16 protein-coding genes and 2 pseudogenes are annotated in these 18,105 nt (G+C 62.5%); 5 read left to right on the top strand and 13 right to left on the bottom strand.

The genetic code is table 11. From position 1 onward, the window contains the following. From AC0L2V_RS00535 to AC0L2V_RS00525, 3 genes are all read left to right on the top strand, one after another. Positions 1–845: OmpA family protein (locus AC0L2V_RS00535; protein ID WP_473519151.1), on the top strand; the 845-nt coding region annotated here is incomplete at its 5' end. A 29-nt stretch (positions 846–874) separates the two neighbouring features. Next, on the top strand, positions 875–1,348 hold the full coding sequence (locus AC0L2V_RS00530) for a Rab family GTPase (RefSeq protein ID WP_036262255.1): 474 nt from the start codon (positions 875–877) through the stop codon (positions 1,346–1,348). Positions 1,349–1,351: 3 nt separating this feature from the next. Further along, positions 1,352–2,422, top strand: coding sequence for an adenylate/guanylate cyclase domain-containing protein (locus AC0L2V_RS00525; RefSeq protein WP_091594753.1), 1,071 nt, complete (start codon positions 1,352–1,354; stop codon positions 2,420–2,422). Between the two features lie 9 nt (positions 2,423–2,431). Here the strand turns inward: AC0L2V_RS00525 and AC0L2V_RS00520 are convergent. Together AC0L2V_RS00520 and AC0L2V_RS00515 are read right to left on the bottom strand one after the other, a co-directional pair. Beyond that, positions 2,432–3,158: pseudogene (locus AC0L2V_RS00520) on the bottom strand (amino acid ABC transporter ATP-binding protein). Beyond that, positions 3,136–3,306 (bottom strand): annotated as a pseudogene (locus tag AC0L2V_RS00515) (amino acid ABC transporter permease); the annotation flags it as partial. The pseudogenes AC0L2V_RS00520 and AC0L2V_RS00515, both read right to left, overlap by 23 nt. Between AC0L2V_RS00515 and AC0L2V_RS00510 the strand changes: the two are divergent. Continuing rightward, positions 3,274–3,561 carry a hypothetical protein gene (locus AC0L2V_RS00510; RefSeq protein ID WP_329608250.1) on the top strand — a complete coding sequence of 96 codons (288 nt, stop codon included), beginning with the start codon at positions 3,274–3,276 and terminating at the stop codon, positions 3,559–3,561. The pseudogene AC0L2V_RS00515 and the gene AC0L2V_RS00510 sit on opposite strands and share 33 nt — an antisense overlap. A gap of 198 nt (positions 3,562–3,759) precedes the next feature. Next, entirely contained in the window at positions 3,760–4,719 is a 960-nt protein-coding gene (locus AC0L2V_RS00505; RefSeq protein ID WP_473508170.1) for a DMT family transporter, read from the top strand. 23 nt (positions 4,720–4,742) lie between these two features. On the opposite strand, the gene AC0L2V_RS00500 is transcribed toward AC0L2V_RS00505, so the two are convergent. The 11 genes from AC0L2V_RS00500 to AC0L2V_RS00450 form a co-directional block, all read right to left on the bottom strand. Next, the gene (locus tag AC0L2V_RS00500; protein ID WP_027153180.1) at positions 4,743–5,549 is read right to left on the bottom strand and encodes an ABC transporter permease; all 807 of its coding nucleotides are present in this window, start codon (positions 5,547–5,549) and stop codon (positions 4,743–4,745) included. A 21-nt stretch (positions 5,550–5,570) separates the two neighbouring features. Then, positions 5,571–6,554, bottom strand: a complete 984-nt coding sequence (locus AC0L2V_RS00495; RefSeq protein WP_473519150.1) for an ATP-binding cassette domain-containing protein — start codon at positions 6,552–6,554, stop codon at positions 5,571–5,573. Between the two features lie 182 nt (positions 6,555–6,736). Further along, positions 6,737–7,246 (bottom strand): superoxide dismutase family protein, encoded by a 510-nt coding sequence (locus tag AC0L2V_RS00490; RefSeq protein ID WP_473519149.1) that lies wholly within the window; start codon positions 7,244–7,246, stop codon positions 6,737–6,739. A 131-nt stretch (positions 7,247–7,377) separates the two neighbouring features. Beyond that, the gene (locus tag AC0L2V_RS00485) at positions 7,378–8,154 is read right to left on the bottom strand and encodes a sulfite exporter TauE/SafE family protein (protein ID WP_473519148.1); all 777 of its coding nucleotides are present in this window, start codon (positions 8,152–8,154) and stop codon (positions 7,378–7,380) included. Positions 8,155–8,440: 286 nt separating this feature from the next. Further along, positions 8,441–9,556 carry an AI-2E family transporter gene (locus AC0L2V_RS00480; RefSeq protein ID WP_473519147.1) on the bottom strand — a complete coding sequence of 372 codons (1,116 nt, stop codon included), beginning with the start codon at positions 9,554–9,556 and terminating at the stop codon, positions 8,441–8,443. A gap of 466 nt (positions 9,557–10,022) precedes the next feature. Then, on the bottom strand, positions 10,023–11,534 hold the full coding sequence (amaB, locus tag AC0L2V_RS00475; RefSeq protein ID WP_473491036.1) for an L-piperidine-6-carboxylate dehydrogenase: 1,512 nt from the start codon (positions 11,532–11,534) through the stop codon (positions 10,023–10,025). Positions 11,535–11,766: 232 nt separating this feature from the next. Next, a complete protein-coding gene (locus AC0L2V_RS00470) occupies positions 11,767–13,038 on the bottom strand; it encodes an RNA polymerase sigma factor (protein WP_091594781.1) in 1,272 nt (423 codons plus the stop codon). After that, a complete protein-coding gene (locus AC0L2V_RS00465) occupies positions 13,035–13,409 on the bottom strand; it encodes a YciI family protein (protein WP_473508169.1) in 375 nt (124 codons plus the stop codon). Before AC0L2V_RS00465 ends, AC0L2V_RS00470 begins: the two co-directional genes overlap by 4 nt. A 116-nt stretch (positions 13,410–13,525) precedes the next feature. Further along, positions 13,526–14,632 carry a DNA topoisomerase IB gene (locus AC0L2V_RS00460; RefSeq protein WP_473508168.1) on the bottom strand — a complete coding sequence of 369 codons (1,107 nt, stop codon included), beginning with the start codon at positions 14,630–14,632 and terminating at the stop codon, positions 13,526–13,528. Between the two features lie 157 nt (positions 14,633–14,789). Continuing rightward, on the bottom strand, positions 14,790–15,674 hold the full coding sequence (locus tag AC0L2V_RS00455) for a transglutaminase family protein (protein ID WP_091594789.1): 885 nt from the start codon (positions 15,672–15,674) through the stop codon (positions 14,790–14,792). Between the two features lie 21 nt (positions 15,675–15,695). Then, positions 15,696–18,101, bottom strand: coding sequence for a circularly permuted type 2 ATP-grasp protein (locus tag AC0L2V_RS00450; RefSeq protein ID WP_473519146.1), 2,406 nt, complete (start codon positions 18,099–18,101; stop codon positions 15,696–15,698). Positions 18,102–18,105 lie beyond the last annotated feature (4 nt).

The following is an 18,105-nucleotide window of genomic DNA, read 5'->3' as shown; positions in this document are numbered from 1 at the left end:
AGGCAGGCGGACCGGTATTCGACATCTCCAAGGTTCGTGATGTGAGCCCCGAAGCACGCGCGGCGGAGCACTGGCAGACTTATGTGTCGCGTCTTGAGGCCCAACCGGGAATCATCGTCGCCCAACAAAGGGCGAGTGGCGGACATTTCTACATTTCCGGCCTGAGAGATCCGCAGGCCGCCGACCCGCAGGCTCTGCTGTCCGGAACGGAGGTTGATCCGGCTCGCGTTCATTCGCAGTGGCAATTCTATCAGAGCCTTGATCCGAAGTTCGTGGTGAAGCGGCTGATGGCGTCGCTGGTCCCGCCGGATTCAGTACGATTTTCGATCATCAAGGATCGCATCGTTGTCGTGGGCGAGGCTCCTGCCGCCTGGATAGATCGGGCGCGGGTCGCCGCCCAACAACTGGCCGCGGACGGACTCTCTCTGGAAATTTCCGAGCTGCGCGAGGTGACCCCTCAGGAACTCACGCATTTGAGGGAGGCTATTCAAGCGGTCGACATTTTCTTCGATTCTGGCAAGGCTGTACCGGGACCAGAGCAACTGCCAGTTCTCGACCAATTGGCGAATCAATTGAAGGAATTGGCCAAGGACGCCCGCAAGGCAGGCGTAACAGCACAGTTCATGTTGACCGGCCATTCGGACGCCGTGGGCCGTGAGACGGCCAACGCGTCGATCAGCGCCGCCCGCGCCGAGACAGTTCGTGCGCTTCTCAAGAAGCGCGGCGTTGCTCCGGAATCGCTTTTGGTTCGCGGCGCGGGCACTTTTGAGCCGGCGGAGACTGAGAATAGCCGAACCGGGAGCTCCGCCAATCGCAGAGTTTCGGTTACGGTAAACTTCCACTAGGGCCCAGGTTATTGCAAAAAAAGATCTGCATGTTGGGCGGGTTCGCTGTCGGAAAGACGAGTCTGGTTCGCAGGTTTGTGCAAAGCATCTTTTCAGAAACCTACTTGACCACGGTGGGAGTGAAAATCGACAAGAAGAGTGTTGTACTGCCGGATAAAACCGTGGATCTGATTTTGTGGGATTTGGCCGGCGAAGACGATATCGGCTCATTCCGCGTCAGCTATGTGCGAGGTGCGAGCGGGCTCGTGCTTGTCGTCGATGGAACCCGCGCCGCTACTCTTGCCGTGGCGCTCACGCTGCGCGAGCGGGCCGAGGCCGAATTCGGCGCCATGCCGTTCGTATTACTGTTCAACAAATCCGATCTGGCCGATCGGTGGGCAATACCGGATAGTGAGATTAACGAACTGAGGCAACTTGGATGGCAAATCTATCTAACAAGCGCGCTTTCAGGTGAACATGTTGATGATGCATTTCGTCAGCTTGCTTCGATGGTCACCAAATAGACCATGCATGGATTGCCAAGAGAAGTCAAAAGCTGGATTTACGATTTCTTCTACAACGAGAACTCTGTCGCATATCTCAAAATTGACGCCCAGCTTTGCATCGCTGCGAAGGGCGGCAGTGTTGAACATTACGGCCTATCATCACTTTGCATTGGCAAGCCCGTTGCCGAGCAGCTTGCGTTCATGGAAGGTTTGCTGCCTTGCCCGGAGCTTCCATATCATATGGCCATGGTCGAACTGCCCAGCGGGCGTGTCGCGGACCTTCATCTTTTTGCTGGCAATGCCTGCGTATGGCTGCTCTTTCTTGACGCCACTGCCGAACGCGACAACAGGCAGCGGCTTCAACAGAAGGCTTATGAAATGACTCTCCTGCAAGAGAGGGAGCGTCAACTCAACGAAAAATTACAATTGACGAACGAGGCGTTGAGGCAGAGCCAAGAGGGATTGTCGCGTGAATACCAGCGCGCCGAAAGCCTGCTCCTCAACATTCTTCCGGCGTCGATCGCGGAGCGGTTAAAAGCGGACGAACAAATTGCAGACAACCACGCTGAGGTGAGTGTGCTTTTTGCCGACATCGTCGGCTTTACAGAAAGAGCGCGGAGCGTCGGAGCCGAGACGACGCTCGCTATGTTAAATTACTTCTTCAAGGCGGCGGATCTGCTCTCGGAACGATACGGCTGCGAAAAGATCAAGACAATCGGCGATTGTGTGATGGTGGTCGCTGGCCTGCCCGCCGCGCGATCCGATCATGCAGAAGCCCTTGCGCACTATGCACTTGAACTGCGGAAGGCGGTTAAGCTCGAACGCTTCGCGGGACAACCGCTAAGACTCAGGATTGGAATTCACTCAGGGCCAATCGTCGCGGGCGTCATAGGCAAAAGGCGGTTTGCCTATGACCTTTGGGGCGAGACCGTTAATCTCGCCGCACGTATTCAAACGTCAGCGGAGCCCGACGAAATCCGTATTTCGGATGCAACTCGCAAACTGCTTGGACCAAATTTTGCTTGCGACCCACTCGCGGAAACGGAATTGCGTGGTACAGGTCGTGTGCGAATGTGGCGGCTCCCGGCCTGATTTGCCGGGCTACTTCACGTCCGATTTAATAAACTGCTGCAGTTCCGGGTCTTCGGCCTGCCGAAGAGTTCCACCGAAGGCCCCTCTTCCCAGATCTTTCCGTGATGCATGAAAATCGTTGTGGTCGCCACCCGGCGGGCAAAACCCATCTCGTGGGTGACGAGCAGCATGGTCATTCCGTTACGGGCGAGCGTTTCCAGCACGTTCAGCACCTCCTCGGTCAGTTCCGGATCGAGCGCCGACGTCACCTCGTCGAACAGCATCACCTTGGGACGCATGGCGAGCGAGCGGGCGATCGCCACGCGCTGCTGCTGGCCGCCGGAAAGCTGGTCGGATAGGCGTCGAACTTCTCCGACAGGCCAACCATGCCGAGAACTTCCTCCGCAGTGGTTTGGCTTCAGCTTTCGACACCAATTTGACGATCCGCGGCGCCAGCATGATGTTTTCGCCCACCGTCAGGTGCGGAAAGAGATTGTAGCTTTGGAAGACGATGCCGACATCGGTGCGCAGCTTGCGCAACTCTTTCGGGTCTCGGCCAACGGCGTGGCCGGCAACTTCGATGCGGCCGGAATTGATCTTTCCAGTCCGTTGATGCAGCGCAGAAGCGTGCTTTTTCCGGAACCGGAGCAGCCGATCAACGCAAACACGTCACCCCGATTGACGACAGCGAGACGCCCTTGAGGACTTCGACAGCTCCGAAGCTCTTGTGGACATTATAAATAAGCACTTCCGGCATGGAGCCTCCTTTCCAGCAGACGCGACAGCTGGGACAATGGATAGCAGACGACAAAGTAGAGAGCCGCGACTGCGAGAAAAACGCGGAACGGCTAAAACGTCGCGTTGTTGATGAGTTGCCCGAGGCGGCGAGCGAGCCTTACGAAGCCGGCTGGGCGCGGGAAGCGATCATCTTCGTGCGCGCGCTGAGGTCGCCGGTCGGACGCGCCCCGACAGCCTGGGTCGAAATATCGCCCGACGGCATGCACTGGGTGCGCGAAGGCACAAGCCTGGAAATGCCAACCGCCAAGGACGGTGTTGCGGCTGCCCGTCTCGGCCATTTCGGCAACTGGCTGCGGCTCACCGCTCGTTTCGAAGAGGGTGCCGAAAGCACTGTTTTGGTTACGCTTCATCTCAAGGTGTGAGCCTGCTTCGTCTGAGGAGGCAGGCCTGTAGCCTATGCCTCTGTAGTGATCTCGCACCGGCCTCAAGGCGCGAGCAGCAAGACCCGCAATGGCTCACCTTTTTTGAATTCAAGGCGAGGAAGGTTGGTTAAACAGCTGACATTGCGGCTCGGCAAGGCGCAGCAATCTTGCTAAGATCGGCGGTGGGAGGAGACGGGCATGCAATCGCTGCCGATAGCCCATCCTGGCGTAGCCAAGACGACAGCCGACGCATCGCTTCCACTCGCCTATTCCACCGCGACGCTCTGCTGGCTCCTGTCCGCCGGCGTCTACATCGCAGCCAAGTGGGTCGCCCCCGAGTTGCCCCCTTGGGCGCTCTGCTTCTGGCGGCTGGCGCTCGCCTGCGCGATCCTGCTGCCTATCGTCCATCATCATCACGGGGCGATGCTCGCACTGATCCAGTCCCGGGCGATCGAGGTGCTGGCCATCGGCGCCATTGGGCTGACCCTCTGTCAGGGCATGATCTACACGGGCCTCAATTACACCGACGCGACGACCGCCGGCATCATCATGGCGCTGTCGCCGATCATGACCATGGTGCTTGCCCGCTTCGTGCTCGGCGAGCCCCTCGGCATCTGGAAGGCGCTTGGCGCGCTGCTCGCTTTGGTCGGGATGGTGGTGATCGTGGCGCGCGGCGACCTTACCGCCCTGATGCGGCTCCAGTTCAATCCCGGCGAGTTGTGGATCGTCGGCAGCGCGTTTTGCTGGGGCCTCTACACCGTGCTGCTGCGTCGCGCCAAATTCGCCATCGAACTGCTGCCGACGGTGGTCCTGCTGCTGGGGGCCGGCGCGCTGGCCGCACTGCCCCTCTATCTCTGGGAGCTGTTTTCCGGCGAGCGTTCGGCGCTGCATGCGAACGGCCTTCTGGCACTCGCCTATGTCGCTGGCCCGGGCGGCGCGCTGATGTATTACCTCTACAACCGCAGCGTCGAGACGCTTGGCGCCGGGCGCGCCAGCATGCTGCTCTATCTGCAGACTGTCTTTGTCGCCGTGCTCGCTTATCTTTTCCTAGGCGAAAGCTTGCACGACTACGACCTCGCCGGCGCCGCCTTTATCGTCGCCGGCCTGCTGCTCGCCACCGCGATCAAGCCGAGGCAGCGCACGGCCCATGTCGCGTAGGGATACCTCTCCCGCTACGCCTCTCACCTTCTGAGATACAGCCATAGTGTCGTCGGCGCCAGGATCGCGGTCAGCGCCACCGGCGCGATCAGGGCGAGGACGACCTGACTGAGTGTCGCCCCGCCACCCATCAACCCGCGCAGCGCCGTCGTCATCAGTGACACCGGATTGACTTCGACGAAGGCCCGCAGCCAGTCCGGCATGGTCCCGGGGTCGACCATGATGTTTGAGGCGAAGACGAGCGGGAACAGGAAGGTAAAGCCGAGCGTCATCACTGTGGTTGGCGTGCGGATCAGCAGGCCGAGCACGATGAATACCCAGCCCATGCCGAACCCGATGGCGATCAGCATGGCGAAGGCGGCAAGCACGCCGAGGATGCCCGCCTCCGGCCGGTAGCCGAGGATCAGCCCGATGATGAGAATGATCGAGGCGGCAATCAAATGGCGCAGGATGTCGCCTACCATCAGACCGGCGAACGGAGAGAGCGACCAGATCGGCAGCGATCGGAAGCGGTCAAACAAGCCCTTGCCGAGGTCGGTCGACAATCCCATGCCCGAATAGACTGCGTTGAACACCACGGTCTGAACCAGGATGCCGGGCAGGAAGAACTGCAGGTATTCGCCAGGCGAACCGGCGAGCGCACCGCCGAAGACGAAGGTGAACAGCAGCGTGAACATGATCGGAGTCATCACCAAGTCGAACAGTTGCTCCGGCACATGCTTGAATTTCAGCACCGCGCGCCATCCGAAGACCAGCGCGTTGGAAAGGGCTGATGGGGATCTCGGTCGGGCAACCCTTTGCAGCCGCTGCAGGGATGTCGTGTCGATCATGGCTTGTCGTCCTTCCGGCTTTCACCCCAGTCTCGGCTGGCCCGTCAGCGCGAAGAAGACCTCCTCAAGGCTGGGTTGGCCCATCGAGAAATCCGACAGTTCGATGCCGGCAGCGACCAGGTCGGCGAGCGCCTCGTTGGCGGCCTTCGCCGTGCCGGCAAGGACGGAGAGTTCCGCGCCCTCGGCACTGCGTTGGACAGGGTGCTCCAGCCGGCGTTCCAGGATCGACGCCGCCTGGTCCAGCCGCGCAACATCGGCGAGCGCGACATGGAGAAACCCGGAGCCGGTGGCCGCCTTCAATTCGCGGCTGGTGCCCTCGGCAATCTTCCTGCCGTGGTCGATGACGGCGATGCGGGCCGCGAGTTGATCGGCCTCTTCGAGATATTGCGTGGTGAGCAGGATGGTGACGCCGGCCTCGGCGAGGCCGCGGATCATGCCCCAGACATCCTTGCGGGCGTTCGGATCGAGGCCCGTGGTCGGCTCATCGAGGAACAGCACGCCCGGCGTGACGATCAGCGAGGCGGCTATGTCGAGCCGCCTTCGCATGCCACCCGAATAGTCCCTCACCTGCTTCGTCGCCGCTTCGGACAAGCCGAAAGCCGCGAGCAGGTCGTCCGCACGGGCTTTTGCGGCGCGACCGCGAAAACCCCAGAGTCGGGCGAGCAGGACGAGGTTCTCCCGGCCCGTCAGGTCCTCGTCGAGCGAAGCGAACTGCCCGGTCATCGCGATTGCCGCACGGACCTCGTGCGGGGCCTGCACGAGATCGTGCCCCATCACGGTCGCGGAGCCGGCGTCGGGGCGCGACAGCGTCGCAAGCATCCGCATCAGCGTTGTCTTGCCGGCGCCGTTCGGACCCAGTATAGCGAAAATCATGCCGCGCGGCACATCGAGGTCGATGCCATCGACGGCACGCAGCTTGCCGAAGGTTTTGACCAGGCCGCGGGCGGAAATGGCTGACTGGGCAAGGCCCGTGGCGGGCACAGCCATAGGAGAAGTATCGTTCATGCAATCATCCGGCAGTCGCAAATGAAGGCCAACCTCGGCGCAATGGCTGCGTCGCCAGTTCCTCTGCAGGCTCATGAGCTTACCGTCTGGCTTATCGTCATGCCAGAGGCTCCGACCATCTGCCCGGCCGCCGAACTGTAGCGCCGGTCAGATCATATGTCGGCTACGCCCCTGGGGTTTTCTCACTCGATCACGGCACAGGCCTGACGTTTTCCGGCATCGCCGGCAGGCTGGCTTTTGTAGTCGTCCTCCCCACCGTGGATCATCAATGCCTTGCCTCGTATCGCCGTTTCTCCACCATCCAGCTTGACCATGCTGTTGAAAACCTGAGCACGCAAAACGCCGTCGGCGCCGACCCGCTGATTTGGCATATCGCCCGCGTGCGGGCCTTTTCCGGCGAGATATCCATGTTCGGCATTCGTCGGATTGAAGTGCCCACCGGCCGAGTCATGGCCGGTCTGATGATCGCACTTTCCGGTCTCATGAACATGGAACGCAACCAATTCGCCCGCCGGCAGTCCCGTCACCTGCAACTCTATCAGCACACCCTGCGCCGTCTCGGTCAGCGTGGCCGTTCCGTTCTTCTCGCCGGCCATGTTAACGAATTCGGCTTTCGCGGTCGCTGCGTCCTGCGCCGCTGCAGGCATCGCGACCGCCAGCGCCAAACCTGCTGTTGCAACCAATTTTCTCATCGACTCGGCCTCCGGTTGTCCAAGGCATCCAAACAATAACGGGGCCTCTTCGTTCCATCGGGGAATTGAGTTTTTGTCTCCGGCACGGCCGCCAGGGAAACGACGCCGACACTTTTTTCGACGTGTCTCAGTTACACCAATTCGAAGAGTTGCGCGGTTTGCCAGCCCGCCAGCAGTATGATGAGAGTACCAACGAGCCTGAGAAGCGTCTTTTCTGCGATCGACTTCACCATCAATCCGGCCATCGGCGCTGCGATCACCCCGCCAAGGACCAGGCCGGCAACGGCGATCAGATTTTCTGTCAGTCCTCCTGCCTCCGCCCAATGGCCCGTTAACAACGCAAACAGGAAGGTCAGAGACACCGACAACGTGGTAAGGAACTCGGTGGCATTTACCGTACCAATAACGTAGCGGGGCGTCCCGCCAAAACCGAGAAGGCCCGTCGTCACGATGGGTCCCCATCCGCCACCCCCTGCCGCATCGAGAAACCCACCACCAAGTCCAAGCGGAGGCACCACGGCTGCAGGCACCGGATTGCTTGGGATCCGCCGGAAGGAACGGAACAGGAGCCAGGCTCCGACGAGCGCAAGATATGTGGTCACATATGGCTTCATGACGGCCCCCTCAAACGAGGTGAGCACAAAAGCGCCGAGAACGCCGCCGAGCACGCCAAACGGCATCAACCGCCAGAAAAGCTTCCAGTCGATATTGCGGTGATAGAGGTGAGCCGAACCCGAGGCCGCCGTGGTGAACAGCTCAGCCGCGTGAACTGAAGCCGAAGCGTGCGCAGGAGACACGCCAAACCCCAGCAGTGTTGTCGAGCAAACCACGCCGTAGGCCATGCCGAGAGCGCCGTCCACAGCCTGAGCTAAAAACCCTACGATCACAAAAAGAAAGAATTCCTGCATTTGGCTCTCCAACAAAGCGCGGTCGTACTCGACGAAAGAGAAACCTGCTGCCTAAAACGCATGCAATCTTCATGCTTCCACAACTCACCAAACGCCTGGCATCGATAATGGGACGACGAACGGGAAACTGTCCACCCGATCGACGCCTTTCTCCGCACCCGCTGCGATCGAATAGCACTGCGCCCACCTCCCCTGACCTGAGGTTTTGGGGTAGCGCACCTTTCGCGAGCGATACCGCGTTCGACATCTTTAGGTCCACAATCGAACTGGTGGCGCGGGGCGGCGCTTATTCACGACTAGGCGCGGCTCCCGACTGCCGCGATGGCTTTGTGTCGCGCTTTGGCGTCAGTTCCGCCCCGGGTTGCTCGTTCAGTCGTTTCTTGAGGATGTCAACCAGGCTGACGGTGACCGCAATCACCGCAGGGCCAAGAACGAGCCCGGATGCTCCGAACAGGACGATGCCACCGACAGCACCGACAAAGGCGACCACCGTGTGGAGCCGCAGCCGGTTCCCGACAAGTATCGGATAGAGCAGATTGTCGATGCCGGCGACAACCACGCCGCCCCAGACGGTCAGGATCGCCGCGCTCGCCCAAGCCCCCTCCAGCGCGAGATAGATCGCTGCGGGCACCCAGATCACGAATGCGCCGAGCACCGGCACGATGGCAAGAAGTCCCATTGCCAGGCCCCAGAAGACCGGAGTGGGCAGGCCGAGCCACCAGAAAATCAGGCCGCCCAGCGTCCCCTGCACAGCTGCGACAAGCACGGTGCCTATCAGGATCGCATGGACCGTCTCGGCAAGCCGGGACAGCGTGTATGCCGTCTCCGCGGTACGCAGGGGCGAGAGACGCTCGATCCCGCGCAGGGCGGATTCACGGTCCCGCAGAAAATAGAACAGCAGATAGAATGTCAGCACGAACATCACGGCCTGATTGATCGAGCCGCGCAACAGCGATGTGCTTTGTGCCGTCAGCCATTGAACAAATGCGGCGACCGTGCCGGCCGGATCGATTTGGTTCTCGATCCACTGGGCAACCGCCGAAAGCCTGGGATAGCCCGACATGAAGGCATCTGTGTTCCAGCCCCGGATGACCTCCTCCATATAGGTGGCGCCATTTACCGTCTCGCGAACAAGCTGCTGGGCCACGAAGATGAGCGGCAGGCCGACCGCCACCGCCGCGATGCTGACAGACATCAGTGCAGCCAGGTTTTTGTTCCTGAGCCTTTCCTCGACCTGTCGATGAGCCGGATACAGGATGATTGCCAACACCACCGCCCAGGTCAGTGCGGGCAAAAAAGGCAACGCCAGGAGATAACAGACATACAGGCCGATCGCCGTCGCGGCGACGATGCCGAGCAATCTCATTTGCTTCATATCGGGCATCTGTTTCAGGTCGGGCATCTCTCGCCGCCTCGCAAACCAAGCGAGACTAGTGGATTTTCTGACAAAATGGCAGCTTCCGTCGTCGCACCCCCTACTGCCAAGCCGCTGTCGAGCGTGACGAAATTGGCCATTTCTCGGTCATTGGGCTGGCTAGGCCGGTTGGGCGCCCGTCCGCGCTGCCAGCACCACGACGGCCTGCCGGTCGTGGATGCTCTGACCTACGGCGGTTCTACATCTCGCTCGCGGCAGCGCAGCTTCACAGGGCCAAAAAGAAAAAAGGCCGGACTGTTAAAGTCCGGCCAGGCATGAAGGTTCAAAACCTCCAGAGGGGAACGCGCCGGACGCAATGGGAGGAAAACATCCGACGCAATGCTCATATGGGTCGGCACGGATGACGTTTCAACGACATGGGGTGGGCCACATCGGCCGCTCCATAGAGCCACCCGGGCCCATGGGTGCCGCCACAAAAGGAGCCCTGGCGTTCTCAATCGATGTCGAAGGACACGCCTTGGGCCAGCGGCAGCGCCTTGGAAAAGTTCACCGTGTTGGTGGCGCGCCGCATGTAAGCCTTCCAGGCGTCGGAACCGCTCTCGCGGCCGCCGCCGGTCTCCTTCTCGCCGCCGAAGGCGCCGCCGATCTCGGCCCCCGACGTGCCTATGTTGACGTTGGCGATGCCGCAGTCGGACCCGTCGACGCCGAGGAAGCGCTCGGATTCCTGCAGGTCGCGGGTGAAGATCGACGACGACAGCCCCGCTCCGACCGCATTGTGCTCGTCGAGCACGGCGTCGAAGTCCGAGTATTTCATCACGTAGAGGATCGGCGCGAAGGTCTCTTCCGTCACCGGCGAGACCTGCTCGGGCATCTCGACCAGCGCCGGACGAACGTAATAGGCGTCGGGATGGCCATTCTCGACCCGCGCGCCGCCGGTGACCTTGCCGCCGTGAACGGCGGCTTCCTTCAACGCATGCTGCATGCTGTCGAAGGCTGCCATGTCGATCAACGGTCCGACCAGCGCTGATGTCTCCAGCGGATTGCCGACAGAGACGCTTTCATAGGCCTTTTTCAGGCGCGGAACGAGTTGGTCGTAGACGCTCTCATGCACGAACAGGCGCCTGAGCGTCGTGCAGCGCTGGCCGGCGGTGCCCATGGCGCCGAAGGCGACGGCGCGCAAGGCCATGTCGAGATCGGCCGTCGGGCAGACGATGCCGGCATTGTTGCCGCCGAGCTCCAGCACGGCGCGGGCAAAGCGCTTCGCCAGCCGTGGACCGACATCCCTGCCCATGCGGGTCGAGCCGGTGGCCGAGACCAGCGGCACATCAGGATGATCGACCAGAATTTCGCCGACGGCGCGATCGCCGATCAGCACCGAAATCAAGCCTTCCGGAGCATCGCCGAAACGTTCTGCCGCACGCTTGAAGATCGCCTCGCAGGCGAGCGCCGTCAGCGGTGTCTTTTCCGACGGCTTCCAAACCACCGCGTCGCCGCAGACCAGCGCCAGCGCGGCGTTCCACGACCACACCGCGACCGGGAAGTTGAAGGCCGAAATCACGCCGACGACGCCCAGCGGGTGCCAGGTTTCCATCATGCGATGACCCGGGCGCTCGGTGGCGATGGTCAGGCCGTACAATTGCCGGGAGAGGCCGACGGCGAAATCGCAGATGTCGATCATCTCCTGCACTTCGCCGAGCCCTTCGGACGGGATCTTGCCGACCTCGATCGACACCAGCCGGCCAAGCTCTGCCTTGTGCGCGCGCAGTTCCTCGCCTAGCAGCCGCACCAATTCGCCGCGCTTCGGCGCCGGCACCAGCCGCCATGCCTGGAAGGCTTTATGCGCCCTGTCGATGGTCTCTGCCGCACCGGCCGGTGAGATCGTCTTCAGCGCGGCGATCTGCTCACCCGTCACCGGGCTGCGCACGATGAGATCGCCGCCTGAAAGCGCAGCCTCGGCAACGCCCAGTTTCGCCAGCAGCCCGGCTGTTTCCTTCGCAATCGTCATTTTCTTTCCCTTTCAGACCCGTCGCTCAACTATGCATGTCGCCCAAAAGCATGCCCTCGGGCCTGACCCCAAAGTGCGCAGCGGTTTTGGGACATGCACCCTTGCACCATGCCGTCCCTGCACCGATCGGCACATCAGGCGCTGTCATGGCGTGGCATTACTCGTTTCAGGGAAAAATCGCCACCCCGGCATGGTCTAAGCCAAAGGCAGACCGTTGAACCAGCGAGTCGTCTCAGCGCGCTGCCTGCGCGCCCCGCACGGCGCCTTCCTTCATCAGGCGGTCGATGTGCATGCGGATATGGGCGGCCTCGGCGGCCGTATTGGCAAGCGCAATGGCGCGGTCGAAGGCGATGCGCGCCTCCTCACCACGACCGAGCTGCATCAGCAGGCCACCCCTAAGGCCGAAGAAGTGGAAATAGCCGGAAAGCCTTTGTTCCAACGGCTCGATCATGGCAAGTGCGGCTTCCGGCCCGCGCACCTTGGCGACCGCGACGGCGCGATTGAGCGTCACCACCGGCGACGGCTGCATCTGCTCGAGCAGGCTGTAGAGCAGCTCGATCTCGTTCCAGTCCGTGTCCTCGGGCCTTTCCGCGCGCGCATGCAGGGCGGCGATCGCCGCCTGCACCTGGTAGGGACCGGGCTTGTGGTGGCGCAGCGCTTTGTCGACCAGCGCCAGCCCCTCGTCGATCATCTTGCGGCTCCACAGGCTGCGGTCCTGGTCTTCGAGCAGCACGATTTCGCCGTTCTCGTCGAAACGCGCCGGCGCACGCGCATGCTGAAGCAGCAAGAGCGCCGTCAGGCCCATGATCTCCGGCTCGGTCTGGAACAGCCTGAGCAGCAGCCGGGCCAGCCGGATCGCCTCTTCGCAGAGCGGCGCGCGCGCCGGCGCCTCGCCGCTGTTGGTCGAATAGCCTTCGTTGAAGATCAGGTAGACCATGGCGGCAACCGCGGCGAGCCGTTCGGAGCGCTCGACCGCGCCGGGCGTCTCGAACGGCACGCCGGCATCGGCGATGCGCGCCTTGGCACGGGTGATGCGCTGCTCCATGGCGCTTTCGCCGACGAGAAAGGCGCGGGCGATCTGCTTGACGCTCAGGCCTGAAACGATGCGCAACGCCACGGCGATCTGCTGCGTCGCCGGCAGGTCGGGATGACAGCAGATGAACAGCAGCCGCAATATGTCGTCGCGGTAGTGCGCGCCGTCCAGCCGTTCGGCGATATCGGTTTCGGCATCTTCCAGATCGGAGATCTGGTGCTCTTCCGGCAGCGGCGCCTGCTTGGCACGCTTGCGCACCGCGTCGATGCCGCTGTTGCGGCCAACGAAGATCAGCCAGGCCGCCGGGTCGCGCGGCGGGCCGTTTGTCGGCCAGTTCTTCAGAGCGCGCAGGCAAGCGTCCTGGAAAGCTTCCTCCGCCGCGTCGAGATCGCGGAAGTAGCGCAGCAGCGCGCCCATCGCCTGTGGGCGGGCGGTGCTGATCGCTGTGCTGATCCAGGTAAGGTCGGTCATGCTGAAACCTTGGCGGGATTGAAGAGCGAAACCGGCCGTATCTCGTAGGAGCCGCCGCTCGGGTTGACCTCGGAAAGCTCGCGCGCAAAGTCGACGGCCTCGTCGAGATCGGCGCATTCGAGCGTGTAGAAGCCGAGGAACTGTTCCTTGGTCTCGGCAAACGGGCCATCGATGACGACCGATTCGCCTTTGACCTTTCTCAGCGTTGTCGCAGCGGTCGTCGGCAGCAGCCGCGCCACCGGGCCAAGCCGGCCGGCCTGAGCGTATTTTTCCTGCACGCCCAGGAGTTTTTCCATGACGGCATCGTCCTGATCCTTGCTCCACGAGCAGACGACGTCTTCGGAGGCATAGCAGAGGATTGCGTAGAGCATGGGTGCGTCCTTTTCTCTGTCAAAGGACGAAACAGTAGGACCGATCCCGACACAACGTCGATAAAAAAAATCACGTGCTGCGAGCACAATGAAGGCCTGTGGCTGCTCTGTTCGGTTCAGCTTTCCTGCACCTTCAGCCATCTCAGAACGACGGCTTCTTCGTCATCAAGGCCGGCTATCGATCGCTTCCGCTTGTTCGCATCCGCCATTTCGCTGAGCAGCCGACCTTCGGACCAGGCTTCGAAAACCTGTGGGTGGATGTAACAGCTGCGGCAGATGGCGCGCGTGTTGCCCAGCCGCTCGGCCACCTTGTCGATGACGCCGTTCATCACCCGCTTCTGTTGTGCCTGGCTTTCGGGTCGTTCGGTTTGCGCAAACAACGACGCCGCATGGATGGTGCCGCCCCAGGTTCGGAAATGCTTCGAGCTGACATCTGCCCCTGCCGTCTCCCTGATATAGCGGTTGACGTCGTCGGAGCGGATTGGTCGCCTGCTTCCGTCCTCGTCGAGATACTGGAACAGCTTCTGGCCCGGCAGATCCTGCGCCCCGCGCACAATCCTGGCGATCCGGCGATCGACGAGCTTCAGCTTCCATTCCTTGCCGGACTTGCCCTTGAAAGCGAAACGCAGACTCGAGCCTTTGATGTCGACATGGCGGTCGCGCAGCGTGGTCAGCCCAAAGCTGTTGTTGTCGCGAGCGTAGGCGGCATTGCCGACGCGAATCATCGTGTTGTCGAGCAGCCAGACCACAGCGGCGACAACGCGTTCCAAGGGCAGGCCGTGACGGCGCAGGTCGGCGTCGATCTGGCGTCGCAGTTCAGGCAGACTCTCTGCAAAGGCAACCAGGCTCGAATATTTGACGCCGTCGCGCTCCTCGGCCCATTGCGGATGATAGCGATACTGCTTGCGTCCGCGCTGGTCTCGGCCGGTCGCCTGGATGTGACCGTCAGCAACGGGCGAAATCCACACATCCGTCCACGCCGGTGGGATGGCGAGCGCCTTGATGCGGGCCATGGTGTTCTCGTCGACGCCCTGCCCGTCAGGTCCTTTGTATGAAAATCCCCTGCCGGTCCTGAAACGGCGGATACCGGGCTCGGTATCGGTGACATAGGTGAGCGAGGCTCGATCGGCCGAGGCCTCTCCGCCATTCTTCGGCGCCCCGTTTTTTGGTGCACCCTCCTTGGCAGCCGACCGGCCAGTCGACGATCCGGATTTGTCCAGCATGTCCTCTCCACGAGAAATTTTCCCGTAGATAAGCGCAGCAACGGCTGCTGGTTCCGCGTGTGGCTTTCAGAATGATGTCAGCGCACCGCAGGTGCGTTCGACGGGCCGTCTCTGTCTACCTTCGGCGCCTACAAATCGATCGCTGCCTCGCTTGCCGTCATGCCTTTTCCAGCACGACCGGAATGACGTCGACCGCCTGCTCGCCGACCTGTCCGCCCGTCGTCTTCAGGACGCCGACGATCGGCGCTACATCCGAATAGTCGCGGCCGTGGCCAACGGTGATGTGGTCGTTGCTTGCCCGCATGCCGTTGGTTGGATCGAATTCCTGCCATCCGGTGTCGCGCCCGCACCACACCTTGACCCAGGCATGCATGGCGTCGGCCCCTTCCAATCGCGGTTTTCCGGGCGGCGGAATGGTGCGCAGGAAGCCGCTGACATAGCCGGCGGGGATACCGAGGCCGCGCAGGCCGGCGATCATGATGTGCGAAAAATCCTGGCAGACGCCCCGCTTCAGGCTGAAAGCATCGCTCGCCCGGGTCTGCACCGTGGTCGCCTCGCCATCGTAGGTGAAATCGCGATGAATGCGGTTGCACAGGTCCATGGCGGTACCGACGACAGAACTGCCGGCACTGCTCCGCGCATACCCCGTGATATCAGCGTCAATGCCGACATGGTCGCTGGCGGCCAGAAAGTGATGCGGTGTATCAGGCGACAGCGACCGCACCGCTTCGAGTTGGCTCCGCAGCCGGCGAATGTCGGGCGACACGTCAAGCCCGGGTTCCGGCCGCGAGACGGCGACGCGCGCGCTCATCCTGATGTCGAGCGCATCATGGGCATCGCGAAAGGCGATCGACGTGACATTGTTGCCGAAGAAATCGGAAAAGTCGGAGCGTTCGCTCGGCGCCGGCGCGAAGGACAGCGAAGCGGCGATCACCCGCTGCACGCCCGATATCGTCGGCGGCAGCACGCGCACCTGATGGCGGCCGCCGCCGGCTGCAGCATCATAGTCGTAACGCAGATTGAGTCTGATGTCGTAGAGCATGCCAGCCTCCGGGTCCCGTCCTTAGCCGAAATAGGCCTTGGCGAGGCTGTTGTAGAGGCCGCCGATCTCGGTGGCGAGATCGTCCAGGGCCTTCGCCGTCATGTCCGAGGGCTCCTTGATGGCGATTGCCGTATTGAGCTGCAGTATCTCTTTCGCCGCCGGCGACATATGCCCCTCGCCACCGACAGCAGGCAACAACGCGATCTCGGCCTTCAGCCGCTCGAGCTGGAACAGGATGGAGCGCGGGTTGAGCGGATCGAGCACCAGGAGGTCGATCACCGTGCGCCTGCCGGCCTGCACCGGATACTGCCGCCGGTGGGTCATCACGCTGTCGCCGATCTCCAGCATCATGTCGAGCGCGCCTTCGGGCGCCGCAGCCCCGGTCAGCCGGGCCAGCGTGCGGGCGATCTGGATGCCGCGTTCCAATCGCCGGCCGATCTCCAGGAAGCGCCAGCCGGTGAAGCGATACATATTCTCATGCAGCAGGCCGGAAAACCCGGCGAGCTTGCGCAGGATGACCGTCATCGCCCGCGTCGCATCATCGCCAGGCGCCACCGTTGTCGCGAATTGATGGATGGTCTTCGACAGATCCTTCAGCGCCAGCCAGCCGTCGGGCGAGAAGCGGTCGCGGATCTGTCCGGCGCTGTAGACGGCGCTGTCCAGCGTGCCGATCAGCCCCGGCGGGATCGCCGCCGCGACGTCGATGCCGAACGGTTCGAGATGGTCTCTGATATCGGCAAGCAGCGGCATGTCCGGGTCGGAGGCCTCGGCCAGCCGCACGTGATAGGCGCGCAGGATGCGCACCGTGCCTTCCGATCGCTCGATATAGCGGCCGAGCCATGTCAGGTTCTCCGCTGCGCGGCTGGGCAGGCTGCCTGGCGAGGTGCGGATGAAGCTGTCGTGCTCCTGGGGCAGCAGCGTCTCGCGTTCCACCGGCCTGTCGCTGACCACCCATACATCCGCAGCCTGGCCGCCGCGCTGCATGGCGATTGCGGTCGGGTCGAGCGAAAAGCCGACGCGGGCAAAACCACCGGGCATCACCGTCCAGCCTTCCGGCGTTCGCGCCAGATAGACGCGCAGCGCTGCCGGCCGCGGCTCAAGCCAGCCGCCGACATAGACCGGCGTGGTCGAAAGCGTCACCGCTTCCTGTCCGACGAAGGCGCCGCCGTCCCGTTCGATCCGGGCTATCAGTTCGGCCCTTTCCCCGGCAACCAGCGCCGAGCCCAGCCTGGTGCAATCGTCATCCTCGAAGGCAAGCCGCGTCGACAGCGCTGGACCGATCACCATGCGGTCGAGGTTGGCCAGCACATGGTCACGGTCCGCGTCCCGCCCGCACCACCATGTCGCGACGCTCGGCAAGAGAAGCTCCTCGCTCCGTAATTCGCGCGAAATTTTTGGCAGGAAGGCGAACAGCGCCCGCGTTTCCATCAGCCCCGAGCCGAGCGCGTTGACGGCTGAGACGGCTCCCCGGCGGATCGCCTCGACCAGCCCTGGCGTGCCGATCTGCGATTCCGGCCGCAACTCCAGCGGATCGGCGAAGGCGGCGTCGAGCCGCCGCCACAGCACGCTGACCGGCATCAGCCCGGAAACCGTGCGCACCATCAATCGACCGCCGGAGACGGTCAGATCCTCGCCTTCGAGCAGCATGATGCCGAGATAGCGGGCGATATAGGCATGCTCGTAATAGGTTTCGTTGAGTGGCCCCGGCGTCAGGATGGCGACACGACCGCCCGATCCCTTGGCCATGCCGTTAAGCGCGTCGCGAAAGCGACGGAAGAAGCCGGCAAGGCGGTGCACATGCATCTCGCCATAAACGTCGGACAGCGCACGGGTGGTGGCGACGCGGTTTTCCAGCGCAAAGCCGGCACCTGACGGGGCCTGGGTGCGGTCGCCCAGCACCCACCAGCGGCCATCCGGTCCACGGCCGAGTTCGAACGCGCAGAAATGCAGGAAATGGCCGCTGGCCGGTCTGGTGCCGACGACGGGGCGCAAATATTCCGGGCTGGCCGCGATCAGCCCCGCCGGCAGGATGCCTTTCTCGACCAGGCGGTTCGGCCCGTAGATATCGGCAATCGTCTCCTCGAACAGCTCGGCCCGCTGGACCAGGCCGGCACTGATCGCGGCCCATTCCTGCTCCTCTATCAGGAGAGGCACATGCGCCAGCGGCCATTCGCGCTCATTGGCGCCGGCCTGATCGTAGAGACGGTAATAGACGCCGGCGTCGCGCAGATACTGGTCGGCGCGGGCGAAGCGCTGGGCGAGCTTTTCAGGCCCCAGATCTTCCAGCGCCTCGATGAACTCCTTCCAGACCGGACGGGGATTGCCTGATGCATCGACCATCTCGTCGAGGACGCCGTCGATCGGCTGGTAGTGCTCCAGCAGGTTATGCGGCCTGCCGCGTATTTCCTGGTGATTCCCCTTTGCCATTGCT

The sequence above is a fragment of the Mesorhizobium sp. WSM4814 genome, from assembly GCF_055811595.1.
This window is presented reverse-complemented; position numbering and strand designations above follow the sequence as displayed.

Coding starts and splice junctions, on each gene's coding strand:
- AC0L2V_RS00530 (WP_036262255.1), top strand. CDS start 875: ATGTTGGGCGGGTTCGCTGTCGGAAAGACGAGTCTGGTTCGCAGGTTT.
- AC0L2V_RS00525 (WP_091594753.1), top strand. CDS start 1,352: ATGCATGGATTGCCAAGAGAAGTCAAAAGCTGGATTTACGATTTCTTC.
- AC0L2V_RS00505 (WP_473508170.1), top strand. CDS start 3,760: ATGCAATCGCTGCCGATAGCCCATCCTGGCGTAGCCAAGACGACAGCC.
- AC0L2V_RS00500 (WP_027153180.1), bottom strand. CDS start 5,549: ATGATCGACACGACATCCCTGCAGCGGCTGCAAAGGGTTGCCCGACCG.
- AC0L2V_RS00495 (WP_473519150.1), bottom strand. CDS start 6,554: ATGAACGATACTTCTCCTATGGCTGTGCCCGCCACGGGCCTTGCCCAG.
- AC0L2V_RS00490 (WP_473519149.1), bottom strand. CDS start 7,246: ATGAGAAAATTGGTTGCAACAGCAGGTTTGGCGCTGGCGGTCGCGATG.
- AC0L2V_RS00485 (WP_473519148.1), bottom strand. CDS start 8,154: ATGCAGGAATTCTTTCTTTTTGTGATCGTAGGGTTTTTAGCTCAGGCT.
- AC0L2V_RS00480 (WP_473519147.1), bottom strand. CDS start 9,556: ATGCCCGACCTGAAACAGATGCCCGATATGAAGCAAATGAGATTGCTC.
- amaB (WP_473491036.1), bottom strand. CDS start 11,534: ATGACGATTGCGAAGGAAACAGCCGGGCTGCTGGCGAAACTGGGCGTT.
- AC0L2V_RS00470 (WP_091594781.1), bottom strand. CDS start 13,038: ATGACCGACCTTACCTGGATCAGCACAGCGATCAGCACCGCCCGCCCA.
- AC0L2V_RS00465 (WP_473508169.1), bottom strand. CDS start 13,409: ATGCTCTACGCAATCCTCTGCTATGCCTCCGAAGACGTCGTCTGCTCG.
- AC0L2V_RS00460 (WP_473508168.1), bottom strand. CDS start 14,632: ATGCTGGACAAATCCGGATCGTCGACTGGCCGGTCGGCTGCCAAGGAG.
- AC0L2V_RS00455 (WP_091594789.1), bottom strand. CDS start 15,674: ATGCTCTACGACATCAGACTCAATCTGCGTTACGACTATGATGCTGCA.
- AC0L2V_RS00450 (WP_473519146.1), bottom strand. CDS start 18,101: ATGGCAAAGGGGAATCACCAGGAAATACGCGGCAGGCCGCATAACCTG.